Here is a 23,933-nt window from a genome sequence, read left to right as displayed (position 1 = left end):
TGACGTGGGTCCTATGCGGGGGCTCACACCCGGGAGGTGTGCGGGTCACTGCGCGTGAGCGCCCGTACGCGCCGGGGAGAACGGTTCTGTTCCCCAGCCCCGCCCCTTCCCGAACTGGGGCGCGTGCCCCAGACCCCGGAGCACGCTCCGCGCGCTGTCCTCAATCGCCGGACGGGCTGATTTCGCTGGTTACGGTCCGCGAAATCCAGCCCGTCCGGCGCCGCAGGCGCAACGTACCCGGAAGCGAACCGCACCCTCCTACATGGCGAGCCCCCGGAGTCGCTCCACATCCGCCAAGATGTCGATCGTCGTGACCTTGCCATCCGTGATCGTGAAGCCGAGCACCGCCATCGCCTGCCCGTCCACATCGGTGACGATCCCGACGGAACCGTTCACGAGCGCGGGCCGCGCGAAGCGGGCCATGCGCTGGAAGGTGAGCGCCTGACCGGCGACGGCCGCGGCGCCGCGTACCTCGAGCGGGGCCCCCGCGCCCGTGTCCGCGCGGAGCACGACGGCCGGGTCGAGCACGGCGACGAGCGCGTCGAAGTCGCCGCCGCGCGCCGCGGTGAGGAAGGCGTCCACGACCTGCCGCTGCCGGGTGAGGTCGCTGTCGGGCGTGGGCACGGACCCCTGCACGCGGCGGCGTGCCCGGCTGGCCAGCTGCCGCGCCGCCGCGGGGGTGCGCCCGACCATAGGGGCGATCTCGTCGAACGGCACGGCGAACATGTCGTGCAGCACGAACGCGAGCCGCTCCGCGGGCGCCAGCGTCTCCAGGACGACCAGCAGCGCGAGGCCGACGGAGTCGGCGAGCAGTGCCTGGTGCTCGGGGTCGACGCCGTCCACGCTGTCGACGATGGGGTCGGGCACCCGCGCGTCCAGTGACTCCTCGCCGCGTGAGCTGCGCGAACGCAGCATGTCCAGGCACACCCGGCCGACGACGGTGGTCAGCCAGCCGCCGAGGTTCTCGACGCTGTCGCTGTCGGAGCGGCTGAGCCGCAGCCATGCCTCCTGCACGGCGTCGTCGGCCTCGGTCAGCGAGCCGAGCATCCGGTAGGCCACCGCGCGCAGGTGGCTGCGGTGCGCCTCGAATCGCTCCGCCAGCACGTTCTTGTCGTCCATCTGTCACATTCTCCCGTCGCGATCCGTCAGTGCTGTGACGGATCGGAGCCCGTCGATGTGACAGAGACAGATGAGGAGACCGCCATGGAAGCGCGACTGCAGAACCCCGCAGTGATCATTCCCGAGGCCCTGCCCGCCGTTCTCAGCGTGATGAAGGCGGCGAAGAAGGGCGGTGTGCCCGACGCGACGCTCGAACTCGTCCACCTCCGGGCCAGCCAGATCAACGGCTGTGGCTACTGCGTCGACGGGGGAGTGAAGAGCGCCAGGAAGGCGGGCGAGAGCGACGAGCGGCTCGCCGCCGTCGCGGCCTGGCGGGACACGCCCTATTTCACCGACGCCGAGCGCGCGGCGCTGGCCCTCGCCGAGTGCGTGACCCGGCTCAGCGACCGGCCGGACCCGGTGCCGGACGAGATCTGGGCCGAGGCGGCCGAGCACTACGACGAGCGGCAGCTCGCGGGCCTGACCCTGTGGATCGGTCTGACCAACCTCTTCAACCGCATCAACGTCACCACGAAGCAGCCGGCCGGCGCGGGCTGGTGACCGGCCCGCGCCCTACAGGGTCCGGGGGAGTTACGAAGCGGCCGTGAAGACGAGTGACGCGTTGTGGCCGCCGAAGCCGAACGAGTTCGTCAGGGCCGCCGTCACCGCGCCGTACCTCGGCCGCCCGGTGACGACGTCGAGCTTGACGGCCGGGTCGAGGGTGTCGAGGTTCTGCGTCGCGGGGATCACGCCTTCGCGGACCGCGAGGATCGAGGCGAGCGCGCCCATCGCCCCGGCCGCGCCGAAGAGGTGGCCGGTCATGGACTTGGTCGCGGTCACGGCCGGGTGGAGGCCGATGGCCTCGGCGACCGACTCCGCCTCGACCAGGTCGCCCTTGGGCGTGGACGTCGCGTGCGCGTGCACGTGGTCGATCGCCAGCGGCGAAAGACCGGCCTCGGCCAGGGCCTTGCGCATGGCGCGCACCTGACCCTCGGGGTGCGCGGCCGTGATGTGGTGGGCGTCCGACGTCACACCGGCTCCGGCGAGGCGGGCGTGCCGGCGGGCGGCCCGGGCGGCGGCGAACCCGGCGCGCTCCAGGACGACCACGACCGACCCCTCGCCGATGACGAAGCCGTCCCGGTCCACGTCGAAGGGCCGTGACGCCCGCTGCGGGTCGTCGTTGCGCGTCGAGTGGGCCCTGGCCTGGGCGAACCCGGCCAGCGGCAGCGGGTGGACGCACGCCTCCGTGCCGCCCGCGACGACCACGTCGGCCCGGCCGAGGCGGATCAGGTCAAGGCCCATCGCGATCGCCTCGGCCCCGGACGCGCAGGCACTGACCGGCGTGTGGGCGCCGCCGCGCGCCCCCAGCTCGATGCTGACCCAGGCCGCGGGGCCGTTCGCCATCAGCATCGGGACGGTGTGCGGGGACACCTTCCGCACCCCGGACGCCTCCAGGACGTCGTCCTGGCCGAGCAGGGTGAGCGCGCCGCCGGTGCCCGTGCCGATCACTACGGCCAGCCGCTCCGGATCGACGTCCGGCCGCCCCGCGTCCGCCCACGCCTCGCGCGCGGCGACCAGCGCGATCTGTTCGCAGCGGTCCATGCGGCGGGCCTGCACCCGGTCCAGCACCTCGGTCGGCTCGACCGCGAGCCTGCCCGCGATCCGCACCGGCAGGGCGGCCGCCCACTCCTCCTCGATCGCGCCGATCCCCGACCGGCCCGCCAGCAACGCGGACCAGGTCGAGGCGACGTCCCCGCCGAGCGGTGTCGTGGCCCCGAGACCGGTGACCACCACGTCCTTGCTGTCAGCACTCATTGGCTGAACCCCCATTTGTCGTAGAGATACAACTCCTCGCGCGAAGTCGCCACGGGAGAAGATCGGCTCACCGGCCACTCTGCCAAGGCGGATGAGGTGACCCAGGTGCGGTGATCGACGGAGTCCGGCGCGCGGGTCTTGTGGGGTTCGGCTATTCACTGGAAGAGGGAGTGCGGCCCGGCGCGCGGGCCGCGACCCCCTACCCGTCATACCCCGGAGCTACGCGGAAGTGGGCTCCCTGGTGGGACGCCGACCACACGGCCTGATCCATAACTTCCCTATCGGATGCACGACCGGCATCCGGTACGGAAGGAACCTCCCGCCATGACGCCCCGCCCCCACCGCAGCCGCCTGCGCCGCGCCCTGCTCGCCGCGCTCGTCGCCGCCTCGGTGGCGGTCCCGGTCTCCGGCATGGCCCGCCCCGCCGCCGTACCGGCACCGGCCCCCGCCGCCCTCGCCCCGCTCCGGGCCGCGACCCCGGTCGCGCTCGCCGAGCGGTACGCCGCCGCCCGGGACGCCGTCGAGGCGGCCGAGCGGGCGGCCGACGGCCACGGCGACCACCGGCGGGCCGCCGCGCTGCGCGCCATGGCGGACCCGGCGCGCCACTTCCTCTCCTTCGACGGCCGCGACGGCGGCCGCACCGCCGAGGTCTTCGGCGACCTGTCCCGGGCCGACCGCATCGCCGTCCTCGTCCCGGGCTCGGACACCAACCTCGACACGTACGAGCGCTTCCGGGCCGGTGCCACGGCGCTCCGGCAGGAGCTCGGCGCCCGGGTCGCCGTCGTCGCCTGGCTCGGCTACAAGACGCCGGGCACGATCAGCACGGAGGTGCTGACACCGGGCCGGGCCGACGGCGCCGCGAGTGAACTGCGCGCGTTCGTACGCCAGTTGGGCGAGCTCAAGCCCGCCGCCCGGATCTCCCTCCTGTGCCACTCCTACGGCTCGGTGGTCTGCGGGCGGGCCGCGCCCGGCCTGGGCGTCGCGGACATCGTCCTCTTCGGCAGCCCCGGCACCGGCGCCGACGACGTCGCCGCGCTGCACACCCGGGCCGTCGTCTGGGCGGGCCGGGGTGCCGACGACTGGATCGCCGACGTGCCGCACGTACGGCTCGACCTGCCGTTCGCCACGGTCGGCTTCGGGACGGACCCGGTCTCGCCGGAGTTCGGCGCCCGGGTCTTCGCGGCGGGCGACGGCGGCCACAGCGACTACCTCAAGCCCGGCTCCACCGCCCTGAAGAACATCGCCCGGATCGTCTCCGGAGAACTCCCTTCCGAGGAGGGCCGTCATGCGTGACCTCGTCCGGCGGATCGACGCCGCCACCCCGCCCGGCCGCGACCGCGCCGTCGACGCCCTGCGCGCCTTCGCCATCCTCGGCGTGGTGCTCGGCCACTGGCTGGTGACCGCCCTGGTCGCCGACAGCGGCACGGTGCGCGCCGCGAGCCCGCTCCAGTTCATGCCCGGCCTGGCCCCGGTCTCCTGGCTCGTCCAGACCCTCGCGGTGTTCTTCCTGGTCGGCGGCCGGGTGGCGGCGAAGAGCCACGCCTCGGCCGCCGCCCGGGGCGAGACGTACGGCCGGTGGCTCCGCGCCCGGCTGGGCCGGCTGTTCCGGCCGGTCGCCGCCCTCCTGGTGGTGTGGGCCGCGGCCGTGGGCGGAATGCTCGTCTCCGGGGTGGGCCCGGACACCGTTTACACCCTGGGCAAGCTGGTGCTCTCCCCGCTCTGGTTCCTCCTGGTCTTCGCCGCGCTGACGGCTGCGACCCCGCTCGTCGCGAAGCTGCACCCGCTGTGGCCGCTCGCCGTCGTGCTGCACGTCGACCTGATCCGCTTCGGCCTGGACGGGCCCGCCGCGCTCGGCTGGATCAATGTAGCGGCGGGCTGGCTGGTCCCGTACTGCCTGGGCGCCGCGTGGGCGCGCGGCCGTACGAGCGGCCGTGCCACCGGCTGGACGCTGCTGCTCGGCGGGGCGTCCGCCACGGCCCTGCTCGTGCTGTTCGCGGGCTACCCCGCCGCCATGGTCGGGGTCCCCGGCGCCGCGATATCCAACCTCAACCCGCCCACCCTCGCGGCCGTCACCTTCGGCCTCGCCCAGTGCGGGGCGGCCCTGCTGCTCCTCGGCCCGCTGCGGCGGGTACTCGCGCGGCCCGCCGCCTGGGCGGCGGTGGCGCTGGTCAACCTCTCCGCGATGACGATCTTCCTCTGGCACCAGACGGCGATGATGGCGGTCACCGCGACGGGCCTGCTCACGGGCGGGGCCCTGCCCGGCCTGCACACCCTCCCCGACGGCCCCGGCTGGATACTCGCCCGCCTGGCATGGCTGCCGGTGTTCGGCGCGGCGCTGCTGATCTGCTGGGCGACGTTCCGCACGTACGAACAGGGGCGGCCGCGCGGGGGCGGGCGGGCCGCGAACCGGCCCGCCCGGCGGGCGGGGGAAGGAGCAGCGCCGCGCCCGCCTAGGGTTGATCTTGGAATGAGGGGGACACGATGAAGCGCCTGACGGCAGCGCTGAAGGCCGCGCCGCGCACGCTGCGCGAGGACCTGTGGCCGGTGAACGCCGCTCCGCCGCCCCGCGCCGGGCGGCCGCGCTGGCTCGACTGGCGACCCGCCATCGTCGTGCCCCTCGTGCTGGTCGCGCTGCTCCTCGCCATCCCGAGCGTGAACTTCTACGCCTTCAACTACCGGCTGGGCGGCCCGGTGGGGGCCCTGCTCGCCGTGATCCAGTCGGCGGCGCTCGTCGTCGCGCTGTTCCGGCCGGTCCCGGCCTGGTGGGCGTCGACGGTCGTCATGATCACGGTCACGCTGTCCGCGGAGACCCCCGCGGTCTTCCCTATGGGCAACACGCTGTCCCCCTGGGCGGGCCCCGGACTCGCTGTGCAGGCCGGGGTGCTGTTCCTGGCCGCGCTGCGGGTCCGCCCCCGGGTCGCGGTCGAGATGCTGGTCGTCAGCGTGCTGGCGGGCCTGGCCTGCGAGACGACCCTCACCGGCTACGCCGACAACCCGCGCCTGACCGCCGCGTCCCTCGCGATCGCCGTGCTGGTCGGCGCCCTGCTGCGCGGCCGCCAAGTGGCCCGTACGGAGCTGGTCGTCCAGGAGGAGCTCACCGCCGAAGAGCGGGCCCGGCGCACGCTCCTGGAGGAGCGCAACCGCATCGCCCGCGAGCTGCACGACGTCGTGGCCCACCACATGTCGGTCATCTCCATCCAGGCACAGGTCGCCCCGCACCTGGTCGAGAACCCGTCCGAGGAGCTCAAGGAGAACCTCGCGGGAATCCGGGAGAACGCGGTCGAGGCGCTCACCGAACTCCGCCGCGTACTGGGCGTGCTGCGCTCCGAGGACGCCCTCGCGGACGGCGTGCGGCACACCCCCCAGCCCACCCTCGACCGGCTGGACGAGCTGGTCGCGAACGTCCGCGGCGCCGGGCTCACGGTCGTCACCGAGACCGCCGGCACACCGCGCACGCTGTCGCCGGGCGTCGAACTGTCGGCGTTCCGCATCGTGCAGGAGGCGCTCAGCAACGCGATGCGGCACGCGCCCGGGTCGGCGGTGCGGGTGGAGATCGGATACCGCAGGACCGGGCTGACGGTACGGGTCACCAACACCGCGCCGGGCAGCGCCGCCCCGCCCTCGCCGGGCGCAGGCCAGGGCCTGCTCGGCATGCGCGAGCGCACTGCGATGCTGGGGGGCGAACTGGCCACCGGAGCCACCCCCGACGGCGGCTACGAAGTGACCGCGCTGCTGCCCGTACAGCCCCCCGCCGAACCCGTTGAGGACACCGCATGACCACGATCCGCGTCCTGATAGCCGACGACCAGATGATGGTCCGTCAGGGCTTCACGGTGCTGCTCAACGCCGAACCCGGCATCGAGGTCGTCGGGCAGGCCGTGGACGGCCTCGACGCCGTCGCCAAGGTCGCCGAACTCGCCCCCGACGTCGTCCTGATGGACATCCGGATGCCCGGCCTCGGCGGCATCGAGGCGACCCGCCGCATCACCGGCCCGGACGGCGCGGCCGTCAAGGTCCTCGTCCTGACCACCTTCGACCTCGACGAGTACGTCTACGAGGCGCTGCGCGCGGGCGCGTCCGGGTTCCTGCTGAAGGACGCGTCGGCCGCCGAACTCGCCCAGGCCGTACGCGTCGTGGCCGCCGGGGACGCCCTGCTCGCCCCGAACATCACCAAGCGCCTGATCGCCGAGTTCTCCCGCATGACCGGCACGCCCCGCGCCCCGCTCAAGGACCGCGTCGGCGGCCTCACGGAACGCGAGACCGAGGTCCTGTCCCTGGTCGCCCAGGGCCTGTCGAACGGCGAGATCGCCGAGCGCTTGGTAGTGGCGGAACAGACGGTGAAGACCCACGTGAGCCGCATCTTGGTCAAGCTGGGCCTGCGAGACCGCACGCAGGCGACGGTCTTCGCATACGAATCGGGCCTGGTACGGCCGACGGGTTACTGAGAAGCCGTCCCGCATCCTCGCTCTGAGTAGTCCGGCCTGGTCAGCTGTGGACAGGGTCCTGGGTGTTCACCTGGGTGGGTGGTGTGGGTCGCTTGTGGTGGGTGGGCGTGCTGGACTGCTGGGGATAGCCGGCCCGGAGCGTGGTTCCGTGGTCGGGAGGGCAGTCGAAGGAGCCCCATGATGAAGCTTTCCCGTCTGGCATGCGCTGCCCTGCCGCTCGCTCTGGTCGCCTCGGTCGGTGGTGCTACGGCGGCGGAGGCGCGGCCGCCCTCTGCGCAGCATCGCGGCGGGGGCTGTCAGGAGCGGGGGGCGGGGTACAGGGACGTGAAGATGGACACCATCGGTCAGACGTGGGCGGTGGACTTCGGCGTCGACACTCCTCTGGGCGCGGGCCCGTTCGTGGCGACGATCAGGTTCGATTCCACGTCGAAAGCGGTCATCGTGGTGACCAAGGGCCCCGGCACGCTCCAGGGCCTCACGCAGGACATCACGTACACCAGCACGCGGCTGCGGCCCTGCCAGTACGCCATCACGTGGCACGAGCCGAAGACCGGGGCGTACGTCACCCAGGTGGAGGACTTCACCGCCCGCCGCGTGTACGACAACATCCTCTACGGCACCAAGTTCTTCCACATGACCGGCAAGCTCTCCCGCGTACGGTGACATCCCTTGCCGGGGTGCGGGCCGACAGGCGGCGCCCCGGCCTATGTGCGACGGTGAACGCATGAAGGTCGGAATCATTGGTGCCGGACGCATCGGCACGGCCCTGGCCCGGCATTTCACCCGGGCCGGGCACCAGGTCAGGCTGGCGAACTCCCATGACCCGCAGACCTTGGCTCCCCTCGTGGGCGAGCTCGGCGAGAACGCGTCGGCCGGCACGCCCCAGGAAGCCGCGGACTTCGGTGACGTGGTCGTCCTGGCCGTGCAGTGGAGCCAGAAGGAGAGCGCGGCGGCCTCCGTCTCCTCCTGGGAGGGCAAGGTCGTCCTGACCCCGGTCAACCCGCTGCGCGACACCCCCGGCGGTATCGAGGTCGTCGACACCGGAGACCGCCGGCCCAGCGAGATCGTCGCCTCCCTCGTGCCGGGCGCCCACCTGGTGAAAGGCTTCAACACCTACCTGGCCCAGGTCCTCGCCGAGGACCCCGCCGTGGACGGCGGACGCCGCGTCGTGCTGCTCGCGGGCGACGACGTCCAGGCCAAGCGGATGGTCGCCGAGCTGGCTACCAGCTGCGGTTTCCAGCCCGTCGACACCGGCACCCTCGCTGAAGGCGGCCCTCTCTTCGAGACGGGCGGGCCACTGGCCGGGCCCCGTCCTGCGCTGATCGCCCTCTGACAGTGATCGTGTGACTGGTGGTTCTGCTGATGAGCCTGACTCGCCCTCTCACTGACGTCGCCGACTGTCCTGCGGACTCACTCATCTAGCGGGTCAGCGGTGCGGGGGCGAGGCGGACGGTCCAGGGACGGAGGCGGATCCGCAGTGGCGGGGCCGGTGGGGGTGGCGGGGGTTTGGGTTCGCGCCAGTCGGCCACGGGTTTCGTCAGCCGGCGGGTCATCAGAGCCATGACGGTCCAGGCGAGATGAGCCTCGGCGTGCTGGGGGAGTTTTTCGTAGTCGCGGCAGTTCCGGCGGGATCTCATCAGCCACGAAATACTTCGCTCCACCACCCACCTCTTCGGTAACAGGACGAAGCCTTTGGTCTTGGGCCGGTTGACGGTTTTAAGGGTGAGGCGGAGATGGTCCTTCGCCCAGGTGACGAGTTCGCCGCCGTAGGCGGAGTCGGCCCAGACCAGGGTGATCTCGGGGTGGGCGAGGCGGAGGCGGAAGAGGAAGTCGCGGGCCGCGTGCGCGTCGTGGACGCTGGCCGGGGTGACCATCATCATCACCGGCAGACCCCTCGTGTCCACGGCCAGATGCCGCTTGCGGCCTGTCGTCTTCTTCCCCGCGTCGTACCCGGTCGTCGCCCTGGGGACGGTGGCGTCGGCCTTGACGGTCTGGGAGTCGACCACCACCGTCACCGACCTCGGGTTCTTGCCCTCCCGCAGCCGCACCTGTTCATGCAACTCGGCGCAGATCCGGGCAGTGACCCCGGTGGCGTGCCACTTGCTGAACCACCGGAAAACCGTCCGCCAGGGCGGGAAGTCGGAGGGGACCGCGCGCCACTGACAGCCCGTCCGGTTGACGTACCGGACGGCGTCGACGACGTCGCGCCGCGCGTAGACCTCCGGATGCCCGCCGGTCGGCAGGCTGGCGGCCGGCGGCGGGAGCAGGGGCCTGATCAGCTCCCACTCGGCATCGCTCATATCGGAGGGGTAGCAGTGTTCTCGCACGTCAGCGCCCTGTCCTAGCGTTCCATGCGGGTGAGGACCTCGAAGGTGGCCTTGGCCCCTCCGAGCTGTTCCAGGGCCAGGCGCACCCATTCGTCCGAGGGCTGGCGGCGGGCGTGCGGGGCGAGGACCTGTTCGATCACGTTGGCGATCCGGTGCAGCTGGGTCGCGAAGATCGCCCGCTCGTAGGCGACCCAGATCGCCGGGTCCTCCGAGAGCTGGAACCCCTCGGCCTTCGAGTACGTCACCGGCGGCAGCCCCTCTTTGACCGCCACCTTCCGCAGGAACCTGATCCCCGCCCAGACCTGGCACGGGGTCCGTCCCGTCGAACGGCACAGCTGGACCAGGCTCGCCCCGGCCGGCCGTGCCTCCCTCAGCGCTTTGCGCACCGACTCGCCGTGGACGTGGGCGGGGTGCGCCTGCACGGCCACTACTCGCCCCGCAGCAATGCCGCGAGGGCCTCGTCGAGGTCCGTCTGCCCCGTCGCCACGGCTGTCTCGATCCAGTCGGCCGTCGCCCGTAATTTCTCCAGGACCGACCCGACCTGCCCGTGCTGGCGCTCGGTGAACTCCTGCCCCCGCAGCTTCGGCACCAGCCTCGTCGCGCCCGCGATGAAGCCCTGGCAGACCGCCATCAGATCGGCGAACTCCATCTGGCGGTGCCAGTGGCGCACGACGGTCGCCGGATCATCGAACCGCTCCGTCTCGTCACCGCCGCCGTGCTCGTCGGCCGCCAGGACGTCCCGGAACTCCTCGTCGAGTTCGTCGTCCTTGTCGGCCTGCTCGAACTGCGCCTCGTTCACCATGTAGCGGGCATCGCCGTCCCGCATGGCTACGAACGCGACCTCCCGGCGCTTGAGGAGGTCGGCCGCGACCCGGCAGGCCACCGCCTCGTCCCGCACCAGCTCGGTGACCGCCTCGACCTTCTCCTCGACCGTCACCGGCACCGACGCCTTCCACCCCACCGCCCGTTTCGCCGCGTCCCCGTCCCACGCCCGGCGGCCCGTCCGCTCGTTCAGCGGCGGATGCGCGATCACCTCGAACGGGTCGTCGGCGGAGGCGAGGATCTTGTGGACTTCCCAGGACACCCCGCCACCCGGCGCCCGGCCGGCCATTTCGCCGCCACCCACCGATATGTCCGGACGGTCGCCGCCGACAGTCCCACGTCCTCCCCGAAGATCTTCAAGGAGTCCTCAACGCGCTGCCCGTCGTCACCAACCCGCAGGTGGCCACCCCACCCGCGGACCGGCTCGATCTCCAGCGCGGCATCACCCAAAGCCCACTGGGCGGCGGAGTGAACCTCGACCTGCCGCAGCGAGGACGCAACCAGTTCGTGATAGCGGCTCGCGGCAACGTTCCCGATCACAGCCACAGCGGATCACCACCCACCGGCAGGACAAGGACACGGCCACGCCGTCGATACGGAACCCCGTCCCGCCTCTACCAGCACCGTCCGCGCCCATCGGCACAGATCACTAGCAACGACCGCAAAAAGCTGAAACGGACACATGATCCGTCAACTGGCAACGGATTCCCGCCCGCTTCCGACCCCTTGGCAACCGGATTAGACAGCATCCCCAGCTCGTCACTCACGGTAGATGCTGGACGGCTTCTGAGCCCCCAGACCCCCAAGGGTGCGCAATCCAGCCCGTCCGGCGCTTGAGGACAGTGCGCGAAGCGTGCTCCGGGGTCTGGGGCGGAGCCCCAGGAAAAAAGAACCGCCCCGGCCGGCGCGAGGCCGACCGGGGCGGAACGAAGGAGAGGCTGAGATCAGGCGAGGATCTCGAGTGCCGTGTTGAACGCGGCACTCGGACGCATGATCGCCGCAGCCTTGGAAGCCGAAGGCTGGTAGTAGCCACCGATGTCCGCAGGAGACCCCTGCACGGCGATGAGCTCGTCGACGATCGTCCGCTCCTGCTCGGCCAGCGTCTTGGCGAGCGCCGCGAACGCCTCCGCGAGCTGCGCGTCGTCGGCCTGCTTCGCCAGCTCCTGCGCCCAGTACAGCGCCAGGTAGAAGTGGCTGCCGCGGTTGTCGATGCCACCGAGGCGACGGCTCGGCGACTTGTCCTCGTCGAGGAAGGTCGCCGTCGCGCGGTCCAGGGTGTCGGCGAGCACCTGGGCGCGCGCGTTGCCCGTGGTCTGCGCCAGGTGCTCGAAGCTGGCCGCGAGGGCGAAGAACTCGCCCAGGCTGTCCCAGCGCAGGTAGTTCTCCTTGACGAGCTGCTGGACGTGCTTGGGCGCGGAGCCGCCGGCACCGGTCTCGAACAGGCCGCCGCCGTTCATCAGCGGGACGACGGAGAGCATCTTCGCGCTCGTGCCCAGCTCGAGGATCGGGAACAGGTCCGTCAGGTAGTCACGCAGCACGTTGCCGGTGACCGAGATCGTGTCCTCGCCCCGGCGGATGCGCTCCAGGGAGAACTTGGTCGCCTCGACCGGCGACATGATCTCGATCCGCAGGCCCTCGGTGTCGTGCCCGGCGAGGTAGGTCTTGACCTTCTCGATGAGCTTCGCGTCGTGCGCGCGGTTCTCGTCGAGCCAGAACACGGCCGGGGCGCCGGTCGCGCGGGCGCGGGTGACGGCGAGCTTGACCCAGTCCTGGATCGGCGCGTCCTTGGCCTGGCACATGCGGAAGATGTCGCCGGCGGCCACCGGCTGCTCCAGCACGACCTCGCCCGCGGCGTCGACGACCCGCACCGTGCCCGGGGCGGCGATCTCGAAGGTCTTGTCGTGGCTGCCGTACTCCTCGGCCTTCTGCGCCATCAGACCGACGTTGGGCACCGAGCCCATGGTCGACGGGTCGAAGGCGCCGTTGGCGCGGCAGTCCTCGATGACGGCCTGGTAGACACCGGAGTAGCTGCTGTCCGGGAGGACGGCGAGGGTGTCGGCCTCCTGGCCGTCCGGGCCCCACATGTGGCCGGAGGTGCGGATCATCGCCGGCATGGAGGCGTCGACGATGACGTCGCTCGGGACGTGCAGGTTGGTGATGCCCTTGTCGGAGTCGACCATCGCCAGGGCGGGGCCCTCGGCGATCTCGGCCTCGAAGGACGCCTTGATCGCGTCGCCCTCGGGCAGCGCGGCCAGACCGGCCAGGATGGAGCCGAGGCCGTCGTTCGGGCTCAGGCCGGCCGCGGCGAGGGTCTCGCCGTACGCCGCGAACGTCTTCGGGAAGAAGGCGCGCACCACGTGGCCGAAGACGATCGGGTCGGAGACCTTCATCATCGTGGCCTTCAGGTGCACCGAGAACAGCACGCCCTCGGCCTTGGCGCGGGCGATCTGCTCGCCGAGGAACGTGCGCAGCGCGGCCACGCGCATGACGGAGGCGTCCACGACCTCGCCCGCGAGGACGGGGACCGACTCGCGCAGGACGGTGGTGGTGCCGTCCGCGCCCGCCAGCTCGATGCGCAGCGAACCGTCCGCCGGGACGACCGCGGACTTCTCGGTGGAGCGGAAGTCGTCGGCGCCCATGGTCGCGACGTTCGTCTTCGAGTCGGCCGTCCACGCGCCCATGCGGTGCGGGTGCGTCTTGGCGTAGTTCTTGACCGAGGCGGGGGCGCGGCGGTCGGAGTTGCCCTCGCGCAGCACGGGGTTGACGGCGCTGCCCTTGACCTTGTCGTACCGCGCGCGGACGTCCCGGTCCTCGTCGGTCTTCGGGTCGTCCGGGTAGTCCGGAAGCGCGTAGCCCTGCTGCTGGAGCTCGGCGATGGCCGCCTTCAGCTGCGGGATCGAGGCCGAGATGTTCGGCAGCTTGATGATGTTGGCACCGGGCGTCTTGGCCAGCTCGCCGAGCTCGGCGAGGGCGTCGTCGATCCGCTGGCCCTCTTCCAGGCGCTCCGGGAAACCGGAGATGATCCGCCCGGCCAGGGAGATGTCACGGGTCTCCACAGTGACACCGGCCGTCGAGGCGTACGCCTGGACCACGGGCAAGAACGAATACGTCGCCAGGGCCGGGGCCTCGTCGGTGTGCGTATAGATGATGGTCGAGTCAGTCACCGGTGCTCCGCTCCACGTCTGCAACATTGCTCGACATCAAGATATCTCGTGACCGGCCCCCTCTCGACAGGGGTACCGCTCCGGTCAGGCGCTGCGGGGCCGGGTGGAGACGAGCTGGATGGACTGGAGCAGGCCGACGGCCAGGCAGACGGCGAACATCGAGGAGCCGCCGTAGGAGACCAGCGGCAGCGGGATGCCCGCGACGGGCATGATGCCCAGGGTCATGCCGATGTTCTCGAAGGACTGGAAGGCCAGCCAGCAGACGATGCCCACGGCCAGCAGCGTGGCGTACATGTCCTCGGCGCGGCGGGCGATGGCCAGGGCGCGCCAGAGCACGACGCCGAGCAGGGCGATCACGGCGCCCGCGCCGAGGAAGCCGAGCTCCTCGCCGGCGACGGTGAAGATGAAGTCGGTCTGCTGCTCGGGGACGAAGCCGCCGGTGGTCTGGTCGCCGTGGAAGAGGCCCTGGCCGAGCAGGCCGCCGGCGCCGATGGCGATGCGGGCCTGCTGGGTGTTGTAGCCGACGCCGGAGGGGTCGAGGTTCGGGTCGGCGAAGGCCGCGAAGCGGTTGAGCTGGTAGGCGCTGAGCAGGTGCAGGGTGACGACGGCGGTGGCCGCCGCCGCGGCCAGGGCGCCGAGGACGCCGAGGATGCGGCCCGGGACGCCGGACGCGTAGAGCAGCCCCACGGTGATCGCCACCAGCACCAGGCTGGTGCCCAGTTCGTGGCTGGCCATGATGACCGCCGCAGGTACGGCCACCAGGGCGAGGGAGGCCGCGACCTGCCGGGTGCGGGGGACCTCCCCGCACCGGGCCTCGCGCGCCTCCGTCAGCAGCGCCGCGAGCATCACCACCACGGCCGGTTTGACGAACTCGGACGGCTGGAGCGAGAAGCCGGCGCCCAGCACGATCCAGGAGTGCGCGCCGTTGACGGTGCTGGCCAGCGGGGTCAGCACGGTGGCCAGGAACAGCACGGCCGCGCCGTAGAAGACGGGGGCGTAGCCGCGGGACCTGCGGTAGTCGACCGCGGTGACCGCGGCGCACAGCACCAGCCCGAGCGCCAGGTTGAGCAGGTGCCGTTCGAGGTAGAGGTCGGGGTCGGCGCCCAGGGCCACCTGGCGGTAGCGGGTGGCCGACCAGGCCAGCAGCGCCCCGGTCGAGCCCAGGGCCACGACGGCGCCGAGCAGGATCCAGTCCAGGCGCCACAGCGGCGACAGACGGCCCCACAGCTGCAGGTGCCGGCCCCGGCCCGCGGGGCGGGCGGCGAGCGGGAAGTTCACGGTCACGGCCCTCGGCTCGGAGAGGGGACACAGTCGAGCGGCCACGACCGGGCCGTGGCACGGCAGCACCCTACAGTTTCGTAGTTGCGCAAATAGCAAAACGTCGAGGTCTTCCCGCGGCCGGGGGCGCGGGGAGACCCGCCGACAGCATCATGGCGGCCGTGCGCCGCATCCGGGCGGATATCCGTGGCGGCACACCCGGAGTCGTGAACCCGCCGGGCCCCGGGGCTACGGCTGGAGCAGGTGGTGGCCGTCGAGGGGGTGGGCCGTGATGTGCGGCCGGTGGTGGGCGGGGGCGCGCTCGATGACCAGGAGGGCGGCGTCGTCGGCGGGCGGCCCGCCGACGTGGGCGACCAGGTCGCGGTGGATATGGCGCAGCAGGGTCTCGGGGCTTGAGACGGGGAAGGAGGCGAGCCGCTCGGTGAGCGGGTAGAACTCCCCGGCCGGCGAGCGGGCCTCGATGACCCCGTCGGTGTAGAGCAGGAGGATGTCGCCGGGCTCGAAGGCGAACGGGTCGGCGGGGTGATGGGGTGCGGGCAGCCCGCACATGCCCAGCGGCGGTGTGGGGTTGCGCGGGTTGAGGGTGGTGACCTTCCGGCCGTGGCCGGGGACCAGCAGGGGAGGCGGATGGCCGCAGCTGACCATCTCGGCCCGCGGGCCGTGGTCGGGGATGTCGAGGACGAGGGCGGTGATGAAGTGCTCGCCGGGGTCGTGCTCGGTGTCGGCGACCTCCTCCAGGTCCCGGCAGACGCTCTCCTCCAGGGCGCTGACGAGCTCGGGCAGGGTGGCGTACCGGTGGGCGCCCTCACGGAAGGCGCCCAGCACCACCGAGGCCTCGCCGATGGAGGCCAGGCCCTTGCCCCGTACGTCTCCGATGATCACCCGGGTGGAGTCGTGCGCGGCGCGGGCGACCGCGAACAGGTCGCCCCCGATCTGGGTCTCGTCCTCGGCGGCCAGATACAGCCAGGCCACCCGCAGCGGCCCGATCCGGTGGGGCGGCGGCCGCAGCAGGGCCAGCTGCGCCGTCTCGGCCACCGAGCGCGCCCGGCTCAGCTCCCGCCCGCGCCGCTCCCGCAGCAGGCAGACGAACACCCCCACGGCGGAGAGCACGGTCAGCGCGATGATCTGCGCCACGTGGTTGGTCGTGGCCAGCCCGCCGTGGAACACGGCGATGAAGACCTGGGCGGCGACCGCCAGCAGCCCGATCAGGGCGGTCAGCCGCGGCCCGGCGAAGGAGGCGGTGAGGGCGGGCGCGATGACCAGCAGCGGGCCCAGGTGGACGTCCATCCCGGAGTGGAGGTCCACGATGGTGATCACCACGATCAGCACGAGCGGGATCGCCACCAGCCCGCGGCCCGACGGCTGCGCCAGGAGGCGGTCCACCGACACACGTCGGACGCCCACGTGCCCATTTTGCCCCTGTTCGGTGGCCCCCGCTCCCCTCGGGCGGGCGTGCGGCACCGCCGACGCGGGGGTGCGGGCGCCGCCCTCGCTCCTTAGGCTCGTACGCAGGAGCACCCGTCGCCATCACGCGGAGCCGTCCATGACCACACCGCGGGACTTGATGATCGCTGCCATGGACGCGGCGCCCGGCCGTCCCGTCGAGCCGGGCGACCTGTCGCTCGCGCTGGCGGGAGCGGAGCTGATCGATCTCCTGGCCGCCGGGGCCGTCGCGCTGGACGGCGATCGGATCGTGCCCGACGGGCGGCCGGCCGTGGCCGACCGCGTGCTGGACCAGGCCGCGCAGTCGCTCACCCGGGAAGCGCCGTACGAGTCGGTCACCGACTGGCTGTGGTGCAGGGGCCGCGGCCTGGCCGCGGTCTATCTGGCCGCCCTCGAGGCGGACGGGCAGCTCACGCGGCACCGCCGCCGGCTGCCGTTCCGGACCGAACGGACGGTGCCGACCGATTCGCCCGGCCGTCGCTTTGCAGCGGACGAGCCTGTTCTCGCCGCCCTCGCGACGGCCGTCGGGATCCGCGACGACGAGCCCGCGGAGGCCCCGGGTGCGTTCGGCGACGCGGTGGAGGCCGTGCTCGCCGCGGTCGGTGACGCCTTGATGGACCTGGAGGCCGTACGCCAGCGGCGGGCCATCGAGCAGGCGGCCTTCGACAACGTCTGGCGGGGCTTCTGAATCCGTGGCCGCCGAATTCGGACTCATTGCATAAAACTTCAATCCTTCGTATAGTCATGCCATCGACCAGGAGGGGCCCGATGGCAATCCGTGCGGCAGTGGCAGGAGCGAGTGGGTACGCGGGCGGTGAGGTGCTGCGTCTGCTGCTCGCGCATCCTGAGGTGCGGATCGGGGCCCTCACCGCGCACTCCAGCGCCGGGCAGCGGCTCGGGGCGGTGCAGCCGCACCTGCTGCCGCTCGCCGGGCGCGTGCTGGAGGAGACCTCGGCCGAGGCGCTCGCCGGGCACGACGTCGTCTTCCTCGCGCTGCCCCACGGGCAGTCCGCCGCCGTCGCCGCGGAGCTCGGCGACGAGGTGCTGGTCGTCGACTGCGGCGCGGACTTCCGGCTGAAGGACGCCGGGGAGTGGGAGCGGTTCTACGGCTCGCCGCACGCCGGCACCTGGCCGTACGGACTGCCTGAGCTGCCCGGCGCGCGGGAGGCCCTGCGCGGCAGCGCGCGGATCGCCGTCCCCGGCTGCTATCCCACGGCCGTGTCGCTCGCGCTCTTCCCCGCCTACGCCGCCGGGCTCGCCGAGCCCGAGGCCGTGATCGTCGCCGCCTCCGGCACCTCCGGCGCGGGCAAGGCGGCCAAGCCGCACCTGCTCGGCAGCGAGGTCATGGGCGCCATGAGCCCCTACGGCGTCGGCGGCGGCCACCGGCACACCCCGGAGATGATCCAGAACCTCAGCGCCGCCGCGGGGGAGCCCGTCACCGTCTCCTTCACCCCGACCCTGGCCCCCATGCCCCGCGGCATCCTCGCCACGTGCAGCGCCAAGGCGCGGCCGGACGTCACCGCGGAGACCTTGCGGGCCGCCTACGAGAAGGCGTTCCGGGACGAGCCGTTCGCACACCTCCTCCCGGAGGGGCAGTGGCCCTCCACCGCCGCCGTCCTCGGCTCCAACGCCGCGCTCGTCCAGGTCGCCCACGACCCCGCGGCCGGCCGGATCGTGGTCGTCAGCGCCATCGACAACCTCACCAAGGGCACCGCCGGCGGCGCGCTGCAGAGCATGAACATCGCCCTCGGGCTCCCCGAGGAGCTGGGACTGCCCGCCACGGGAGTGGCGCCATGAGCCCGCGGGGCCGGTTCCGGGCCGCGCACATCCGCCGCGCACTGGCCGTCCTCCTGACCAGGGCCGCGCCCTGCGACCGGACGGCCGGCACCGTTGAGAACGTCACGAGCAGTCGCCTCCATGGCGGCGTGGAGAAGGAGAAGACAGCGTGAGCGTGACCGCAGCACAGGGGTTCACGGCGGCGGGCATAGCGGCCGGGATCAAGGAGAGCGGCGGCGCCGACCTCGCCCTCGTCGTCAACACCGGGCCCCGCCTGGCCGCTGCCGGGGTCTTCACCTCCAACCGCGTCAAGGCCGCCCCGGTCCTGTGGTCCGAGCAGGTCCTCAAGGGCGGACGGGTCTCCGCGGTCGTCCTCAACTCCGGCGGCGCCAACGCCTGCACCGGCCCGCAGGGCTTCCAGGACACCCACGCCACCGCCGAGAAGGCCGCCGAAGCGCTGGGTGTCGGTGCCGCCGAGATCGCGGTGGCCTCCACCGGCCTCATCGGCGTCCGGCTGCCGATGGACAAGCTGCTCCCCGGCATCGGGAAGGCCGCCGCCGAACTCTCCCCGCACGGCGGCGAGAAGGCCGCCATCGCCATCAAGACCACCGACACCGTCCACAAGACGGCCGTCGCGCAAGGTGATGGCTGGACCGTCGGCGGCATGGCCAAGGGTGCGGGCATGCTCGCCCCGGGCCTCGCCACCATGCTGGCCGTCATCACCACCGACGCCGACGTGGACGCGACCGTACTCGACCAGGCCCTGCGCGCCGCCACCCGCACCACCTTCGACCGGGTCGACTCCGACGGCTGCATGTCGACCAACGACACGGTGCTGCTGCTCGCCTCCGGCGCCTCCGGCGTCGTCCCCGCCCACGACGACTTCGCCGAGGCCGTTCGGACCGTCTGCGACGACCTCGCCCGCCAGCTCATCGGCGACGCCGAGGGCGCCTCGAAGGAGATCCGCGTCGAGGTCGTGGGCGCGGCCACCGAGGCCGACGCCGTCGAGGTCGGCCGCACCATCGCCCGCAACAACCTCCTCAAGTGCGCCCTCCACGGCGAGGACCCCAACTGGGGCCGGGTGCTCTCCGCCATCGGCACCACCGCGGCCGCCTTCGACCCGGACCGGCTCAACGTCGCGATCAACGACGTCTGGGTCTGCAAGAACGGCTCGGTGGGCGAGGACCGCGACCTCGTCGACATGCGCTACCGCGAGGTCCGCATCACCGCCGACCTGTCCGCGGGCGAGGAGAGCGCGGTCATCTGGACCAACGACCTCACCGCCGACTACGTCCACGAGAACAGCGCGTACTCCTCATGACGAATCCCGGTGCCACGAGCACCCGCAAGCACACCGCCCTGCCCAAGGCCCGCACGCTCATCGAGGCGCTGCCCTGGCTGACGCGGCATCACGGCAAGACCGTCGTCATCAAGTTCGGCGGCAACGCGATGGTCGACGAGGAGCTGAAGTCGGCCTTCGCCCAGGACGTCGCCTTCCTGCGCCACGCGGGCCTGCGCCCGGTCGTCGTGCACGGCGGCGGACCGCAGATCAGCGCCCAGCTGGACCGGATGGGCCTCGCCTCGGAGTTCAAGGCCGGCCTGCGGGTCACCACGCCCGAGGCGATGGACGTCGTACGGATGGTGCTCGCCGGACAGGTGCAGCGCGAGCTCGTCGGCCTGCTCAACCGGCACGGCCCGCTCGCCGTCGGCATGACCGGCGAGGACGCCCACACCATGACCGCCACCAAGCACTACGCCGAGATCGACGGCGAGCGCGTGGACCTCGGCCGGGTCGGCGAGATCACCCACGTCGACACCGGCGCCGTGCAGGCGCTGCTGGACGACGGCCGGATCCCGGTCATCTCCTCCATCGCCCGCAGCGCGGACGTCGCGGACGCCGGGGGCCACGTTTTCAACGTCAACGCCGACACCGCCGCCGCGGCCCTCGCCGCCGCGCTCGGCGCCGAGACGCTGATGGTCCTCACCGACGTCGAGGGCCTCTACGAGGACTGGCCCCGCAGCGACGAGGTCATCAGCCGGCTCACCGCGAGCGAGCTGGAGCGGCTGCTGCCCGAGCTGACCAGCGGCATGGTCCCCAAGATGGAGGGCTGCCTGCACGCCGTGCGCAACGGCGTCACCACCGCCCGCGTGATAGACGGGCGCGTCCAGCACTCGATCCTGCTGGAGATCTTCACCGACGAAGGCATCGGCACGATGGTCGTGCCCGACGAGCCCCAGGAGAGGGAAGCATGAGCAACGCCGAGCTCACCCGGCGCTGGCAAGGCGCCCTGATGGACAACTACGGCACCCCCCGCATCCCCCTCGTGCGCGGCGCGGGCAGCACCGTGTGGGACGCCGACGGCAGGCCCTACCTCGACCTCGTCGGCGGCATCGCGGTCAACGCCCTCGGCCACGCCCACCCGGCGGTCGTGCGCGCGGTCTCCGAGCAGATCGCCACGCTCGGCCACGTCTCCAACCTCTTCACCGCCGAGCCCCCCGTCGCCCTCGCCGAGCGCCTCCTCCGCCTCGCGGGCCGCCCCGGCCGCGTCTACTTCTCCAACTCCGGTGCGGAGGCCGTCGAGGCCGCCTTCAAGATCGGGCGGCGTACGGGCCGCACGCACATGGTCGCTGCCGTCGGCGGCTTCCACGGCCGCACCATGGGCGCCCTCGCCCTCACCGGCCAGCCCGCCAAGCAGGAGCCGTTCCTGCCGCTGCCGGGGGACGTCACGCACGTGCCGTACGGGGACACCGAGGCGCTGCGGGCCGCGGTCACCACCGACACGGCACTCGTGGTGCTGGAGCCGATCCAGGGCGAGAACGGCGTCGTCGTGCCGCCCCGGGACTATCTGACCGCCGCCCGGGAGATCACCCGGGCGACCGGGACGCTGCTCGTCCTGGACGAGATCCAGACAGGTATCGGCCGCACCGGCCACTGGTTCGAGCACCAGGCACAGGGCGTCGAGCCCGATGTGATCACCCTCGCCAAGGGGCTCGGCGGCGGCCTGCCGATCGGCGCGACCCTGGCCTTCGGCCCGGCCGCCGACCTGCTGACGCCCGGTCAGCACGGCTCGACCTTCGGCGGCAACCCCGTCGCCTGCGCCGCCGCCCTGGCCGTCCTTGACACCCTGGAGACCGAGGGAATCCTGGACCGGGTGAAGCGAACGGGGGAGCGACTGCGTGACGGGATCGCGGCGCTCGCCCACCCCCTCGTCGACCGGGTCCGTGGCTCCGGCCTGCTGCTGGGTATTGTCCTTTCCGAGCCCCTTGCACCGAAGGTGCAGCAAGCAGCACAGGACACCGGACTCCTGGTGAACGCGGTCGCGCCCCACGTGGTGCGGCTGGCCCCACCGCTGATCATCACCGAAGATGAGGTGGAAACGTTCCTCCAGGCCCTGCCCAAGGTCCTGGACACTGTCGCCGCCGGCGGAGGTGCGTAAGCGCGGGGCCACATGTGCGGCCGGCCGACGGGGGCCACGGGAACGACGATGCGGAGACTGACGAGACGATGACCGAGGCGCAGGAGCCCGAGCCGTTCCACGGCGGACAGGCCGTACCGCAGACCCGCACCGCCCGCCACCGCCGGATCGTGGACATCCTCGGCCGGCAGCCGGTGCGGTCGCAGAGCCAGCTCGCGAAGCTGCTCGCCGACGACGGGCTGTCCGTCACCCAGGCGACCCTCTCCCGGGACCTCGACGAGCTGGGCGCCGTGAAGATCCGCAACACCGGCGGCGAGCTGATCTACGCGGTCCCCTCCGAGGGCGGCGACCGCACCCCCCGCGCCCCGCTGGGGGAGTCCGCCACGGAGGCCCGCATGGGCCGCCTGGCGGGCGAGCTGCTGATCTCGGCGGAGGCGTCCGCCAACCTCGTCGTGCTGCGCACCCCGCCGGGCGCCGCGCAGTTCTTCGCCTCGGCCATCGACCAGGCGGGCGTCCACGAGATCATCGGCACCATCGCGGGCGACGACACGGTCATGCTCATCAGCCGCGACCCCAAGGGCGGCCAGGCCCTGGCGGACCACCTCCTGAGACTGGCCCAGAAGGAACGCTGACACTCTTCGCCAAAGGGTGCGGACCGCCGGTCCGCACCCTTTGCGTTTTCCTGCCGCCGGGCCGTGCGCTCCGCCGACTCCTCCCGCCCCGTGGGGAAATCATGATGTCGCCGCGCTTAACAGGAGGCTTCCACCGGGCAATTGATGGGGGGCCATCAGTGAGTCGGGCACAGCCAATTGAACACAGGAGGAGCCATGCTCGCCGTACGCGCGCGATCGCTGTTCGACGGGGCGGGGCCGGAACCCGTGGAGCGGCCGCTGGTACTGGTGGAAGGCGGGCGGATCGTCGACGTCCGCGCGGGCGGGGAGCCACCGGCCGGCGCCGAGCCGGTCGACCTGGGCGCGGCCACACTGCTCCCCGGGTTCGTGGACACCCACGTCCACCTGGCCTTCGACGCGAGCGACGACGTGGTGGGCAGTCTGCGGTGCGCGGGCGACGGGGAGCTGCTCGACCGCATGCGGGCCGCGGCCCGCGCCACGCTCGCGGCGGGCGTGACGACCGTACGCGACCTGGGCGACCGCGGCTATCTCGCGCTGCGGCTGCGCGAGGAGACCGCGAAGGACCCCGCCGCGGGCCCGCGGGTGCTCGCCGCCGGCCCGCCGCTCACCACGCCCCGCGGGCACTGCTGGTTCCTCGGCGGCGAGGCCGAGGGCGTCGAGGGGGTGCGCGCGGCGGTGCGCGAACGCGCGGAGCGCGGCGTGGACGTGGTGAAGGTGATGGTGACCGGCGGCGGCATCACGTCCGGCTCGGACCCGTACCGCACGCAGTACGGTCACGCCGAACTGCGCGCGGCCGTACGCGAGGCGCACCGGCACGAACTGCCCATCACCGCGCACGCGCACACGGCCTCCGGCATCGCCCGCGCCGTCGCCGCCGGGTTCGACTCGATCGAGCACTGCTTCTTCGTCACCGACGACGAGGCCGGGGTCCACTACGACCGCCGGGTGATCGACGAGATGGTCCGGGCGGGCGTCGTCGCCTCGCTCACCCTGGGCTCGCTGCCCGGCGTGCCGCCACCGCCCGCGATCGCCCGGCGGATCCCCGGAACGATCGCGGGACTGGCGGCGATGCGGCAGGCCGGGGTGGTCATGGCATGCGGCAGCGACTCCGGCATCCTCCCGGTCAAGGCGCACGGCAGCCATCCCCACTGCATCACCGCCATGGTGGACCTGGGCTTCAGCCCGCTGGAGGCGCTGCGCGCCGTGACCTCCACGGCGGCCCGCGTCTGCGGCGTCGCCTGCCACAAGGGCTCCATCGCCCCCGGCTACGACGCCGACCTCGTCGCCGTGTCCGGCGACCCGCTCACCGACATCACGGCCGTCCACGCGGTGACGGCGGTCTTCCGCGGCGGCGTACGCATCGTCTGAGCCCCGGACACGAGCAAGCGGCCCGGAGGAAAACCTCCGGGCCGCTCCACTCCCTCACTGTTGGGACGACAGCATGCGGATCTGCGCCCCCTTGCTTCCCGAGGTCTGTCCCCCCAGGCGCCCTGCGGGCCCGTCTTATTGATTCCGCTCCGCTTCGCCCGGTGTCAGGCATCGGGAAGCGGCGTCGGGGTGTCAGCTCTCCGGGTGAAGCTGATCTCGTGCCACGGAGTTCACGGCTACGTCGTCGAGCCGTCGCATCCGGTCTTCACCGGATGGACTGGACACTGACGGCCGCTCTCGCGCGGCTGCCGCCCCGAGCCCTGCGTAAGTATCGCCGTGCACACAGCGA

Annotated in this window: 23 protein-coding genes; 15 read left to right on the top strand and 8 right to left on the bottom strand. The window is 72.4% G+C overall.

All coding sequences use genetic code 11. The features are described 5' to 3' along the window. Window positions 1-258: 258 nt before the first annotated feature. Entirely contained in the window at window positions 259-1,119 is an 861-nt protein-coding gene (locus ABD269_RS34940; RefSeq protein ID WP_301888762.1) for a sigma-70 family RNA polymerase sigma factor, read from the bottom strand. An 84-nt stretch (window positions 1,120-1,203) separates the two neighbouring features. On the opposite strand from ABD269_RS34940, the gene ABD269_RS34935 reads away from it, so the two are divergent. After that, on the top strand, window positions 1,204-1,659 hold the full coding sequence (locus ABD269_RS34935) for a carboxymuconolactone decarboxylase family protein (protein ID WP_344124624.1): 456 nt from the start codon (window positions 1,204-1,206) through the stop codon (window positions 1,657-1,659). Window positions 1,660-1,689: 30 nt separating this feature from the next. Here the strand turns inward: ABD269_RS34935 and ABD269_RS34930 are convergent, their stop codons facing one another. Further along, window positions 1,690-2,913 (bottom strand): beta-ketoacyl-[acyl-carrier-protein] synthase family protein, encoded by a 1,224-nt coding sequence (locus ABD269_RS34930; RefSeq protein WP_344124622.1) that lies wholly within the window; start codon window positions 2,911-2,913, stop codon window positions 1,690-1,692. A 324-nt stretch (window positions 2,914-3,237) separates the two neighbouring features. Between ABD269_RS34930 and ABD269_RS34925 the strand changes: the two genes are divergently transcribed. The 6 genes from ABD269_RS34925 (at window position 3,238) to ABD269_RS34900 (ending at window position 8,691) form a co-directional block, all read left to right on the top strand. Continuing rightward, window positions 3,238-4,206, top strand: coding sequence for an alpha/beta hydrolase (locus tag ABD269_RS34925; RefSeq protein WP_344124620.1), 969 nt, complete (start codon window positions 3,238-3,240; stop codon window positions 4,204-4,206). Continuing rightward, window positions 4,199-5,398: an acyltransferase family protein gene (locus tag ABD269_RS34920; protein WP_344124618.1), complete on the top strand. Its 1,200-nt coding sequence runs from the start codon at window positions 4,199-4,201 to the stop codon at window positions 5,396-5,398. Before ABD269_RS34925 ends, ABD269_RS34920 begins: the two co-directional genes overlap by 8 nt. After that, the gene (locus tag ABD269_RS34915) at window positions 5,395-6,690 is read left to right on the top strand and encodes a sensor histidine kinase (protein ID WP_344124616.1); all 1,296 of its coding nucleotides are present in this window, start codon (window positions 5,395-5,397) and stop codon (window positions 6,688-6,690) included. The genes ABD269_RS34920 and ABD269_RS34915 overlap by 4 nt, the downstream gene beginning before the upstream one ends. Continuing rightward, window positions 6,687-7,358, top strand: a complete 672-nt coding sequence (locus tag ABD269_RS34910; protein ID WP_116210803.1) for a response regulator — start codon at window positions 6,687-6,689, stop codon at window positions 7,356-7,358. The genes ABD269_RS34915 and ABD269_RS34910 overlap by 4 nt, the downstream gene beginning before the upstream one ends. Before the next feature lie 330 nt (window positions 7,359-7,688). Further along, complete coding sequence (locus ABD269_RS34905; protein ID WP_344124612.1) at window positions 7,689-8,021, top strand: MoaF-related domain-containing protein; 333 nt, start codon at window positions 7,689-7,691, stop codon at window positions 8,019-8,021. A gap of 61 nt (window positions 8,022-8,082) precedes the next feature. Further along, window positions 8,083-8,691, top strand: a complete 609-nt coding sequence (locus ABD269_RS34900) for an NADPH-dependent F420 reductase (RefSeq protein ID WP_344124609.1) — start codon at window positions 8,083-8,085, stop codon at window positions 8,689-8,691. An 85-nt stretch (window positions 8,692-8,776) separates the two neighbouring features. Here ABD269_RS34900 and ABD269_RS34895 read toward each other — a convergent pair whose 3' ends face one another. The 6 genes from ABD269_RS34895 to ABD269_RS34870 all read right to left on the bottom strand — a co-directional run bounded on the left by ABD269_RS34895 (window position 8,777) and on the right by ABD269_RS34870 (window position 16,353). Beyond that, the gene (locus ABD269_RS34895) at window positions 8,777-9,658 is read right to left on the bottom strand and encodes an IS5 family transposase (protein WP_344124607.1); all 882 of its coding nucleotides are present in this window, start codon (window positions 9,656-9,658) and stop codon (window positions 8,777-8,779) included. 41 nt (window positions 9,659-9,699) lie between these two features. Further along, entirely contained in the window at window positions 9,700-10,107 is a 408-nt protein-coding gene (locus tag ABD269_RS34890; protein WP_344124605.1) for a hypothetical protein, read from the bottom strand. Window positions 10,108-10,112: 5 nt separating this feature from the next. Further along, window positions 10,113-10,769 carry a DUF6192 family protein gene (locus tag ABD269_RS34885; protein WP_344124603.1) on the bottom strand — a complete coding sequence of 219 codons (657 nt, stop codon included), beginning with the start codon at window positions 10,767-10,769 and terminating at the stop codon, window positions 10,113-10,115. Window positions 10,770-11,451: 682 nt separating this feature from the next. Continuing rightward, a complete protein-coding gene (locus ABD269_RS34880) occupies window positions 11,452-13,671 on the bottom strand; it encodes an NADP-dependent isocitrate dehydrogenase (RefSeq protein WP_344124601.1) in 2,220 nt (739 codons plus the stop codon). A gap of 84 nt (window positions 13,672-13,755) precedes the next feature. Beyond that, window positions 13,756-14,955, bottom strand: a complete 1,200-nt coding sequence (gene rodA, locus ABD269_RS34875; protein ID WP_425573044.1) for a rod shape-determining protein RodA — start codon at window positions 14,953-14,955, stop codon at window positions 13,756-13,758. A 222-nt stretch (window positions 14,956-15,177) separates the two neighbouring features. Further along, window positions 15,178-16,353 (bottom strand): PP2C family protein-serine/threonine phosphatase, encoded by a 1,176-nt coding sequence (locus tag ABD269_RS34870; protein WP_344124599.1) that lies wholly within the window; start codon window positions 16,351-16,353, stop codon window positions 15,178-15,180. A 139-nt stretch (window positions 16,354-16,492) separates the two neighbouring features. Here ABD269_RS34870 and ABD269_RS34865 point away from each other — a divergent pair, with 139 nt between their 5' ends. The 8 genes from ABD269_RS34865 (at window position 16,493) to ABD269_RS34830 (ending at window position 23,584) form a co-directional block, all read left to right on the top strand. After that, entirely contained in the window at window positions 16,493-17,080 is a 588-nt protein-coding gene (locus tag ABD269_RS34865; RefSeq protein ID WP_344124597.1) for a GOLPH3/VPS74 family protein, read from the top strand. Between the two features lie 80 nt (window positions 17,081-17,160). Then, on the top strand, window positions 17,161-18,189 hold the full coding sequence (argC, locus tag ABD269_RS34860) for an N-acetyl-gamma-glutamyl-phosphate reductase (protein WP_344124595.1): 1,029 nt from the start codon (window positions 17,161-17,163) through the stop codon (window positions 18,187-18,189). Beyond that, a complete protein-coding gene (locus ABD269_RS34855; protein WP_344124593.1) occupies window positions 18,186-18,341 on the top strand; it encodes a hypothetical protein in 156 nt (51 codons plus the stop codon). The genes argC and ABD269_RS34855 overlap by 4 nt, the downstream gene beginning before the upstream one ends. Further along, the gene (gene argJ, locus ABD269_RS34850; RefSeq protein ID WP_344124590.1) at window positions 18,338-19,489 is read left to right on the top strand and encodes a bifunctional glutamate N-acetyltransferase/amino-acid acetyltransferase ArgJ; all 1,152 of its coding nucleotides are present in this window, start codon (window positions 18,338-18,340) and stop codon (window positions 19,487-19,489) included. Before ABD269_RS34855 ends, argJ begins: the two co-directional genes overlap by 4 nt. Continuing rightward, window positions 19,486-20,421, top strand: coding sequence for an acetylglutamate kinase (gene argB, locus ABD269_RS34845; protein ID WP_301888780.1), 936 nt, complete (start codon window positions 19,486-19,488; stop codon window positions 20,419-20,421). Before argJ ends, argB begins: the two co-directional genes overlap by 4 nt. Next, window positions 20,418-21,605 (top strand): acetylornithine transaminase, encoded by a 1,188-nt coding sequence (locus ABD269_RS34840; protein WP_344124588.1) that lies wholly within the window; start codon window positions 20,418-20,420, stop codon window positions 21,603-21,605. The genes argB and ABD269_RS34840 overlap by 4 nt, the downstream gene beginning before the upstream one ends. A 68-nt stretch (window positions 21,606-21,673) precedes the next feature. Beyond that, window positions 21,674-22,216, top strand: a complete 543-nt coding sequence (locus tag ABD269_RS34835) for an arginine repressor (RefSeq protein WP_116215539.1) — start codon at window positions 21,674-21,676, stop codon at window positions 22,214-22,216. Window positions 22,217-22,411: 195 nt separating this feature from the next. Further along, window positions 22,412-23,584 (top strand): amidohydrolase family protein, encoded by a 1,173-nt coding sequence (locus tag ABD269_RS34830; protein WP_344124585.1) that lies wholly within the window; start codon window positions 22,412-22,414, stop codon window positions 23,582-23,584. The last annotated feature ends 349 nt before the right edge of the window (window positions 23,585-23,933 follow it).

This window comes from Streptomyces blastmyceticus, assembly GCF_039521185.1.
In the GTDB taxonomy this organism is placed as follows: domain Bacteria; phylum Actinomycetota; class Actinomycetes; order Streptomycetales; family Streptomycetaceae; genus Streptomyces; species Streptomyces blastmyceticus.
This window is presented reverse-complemented; position numbering and strand designations above follow the sequence as displayed.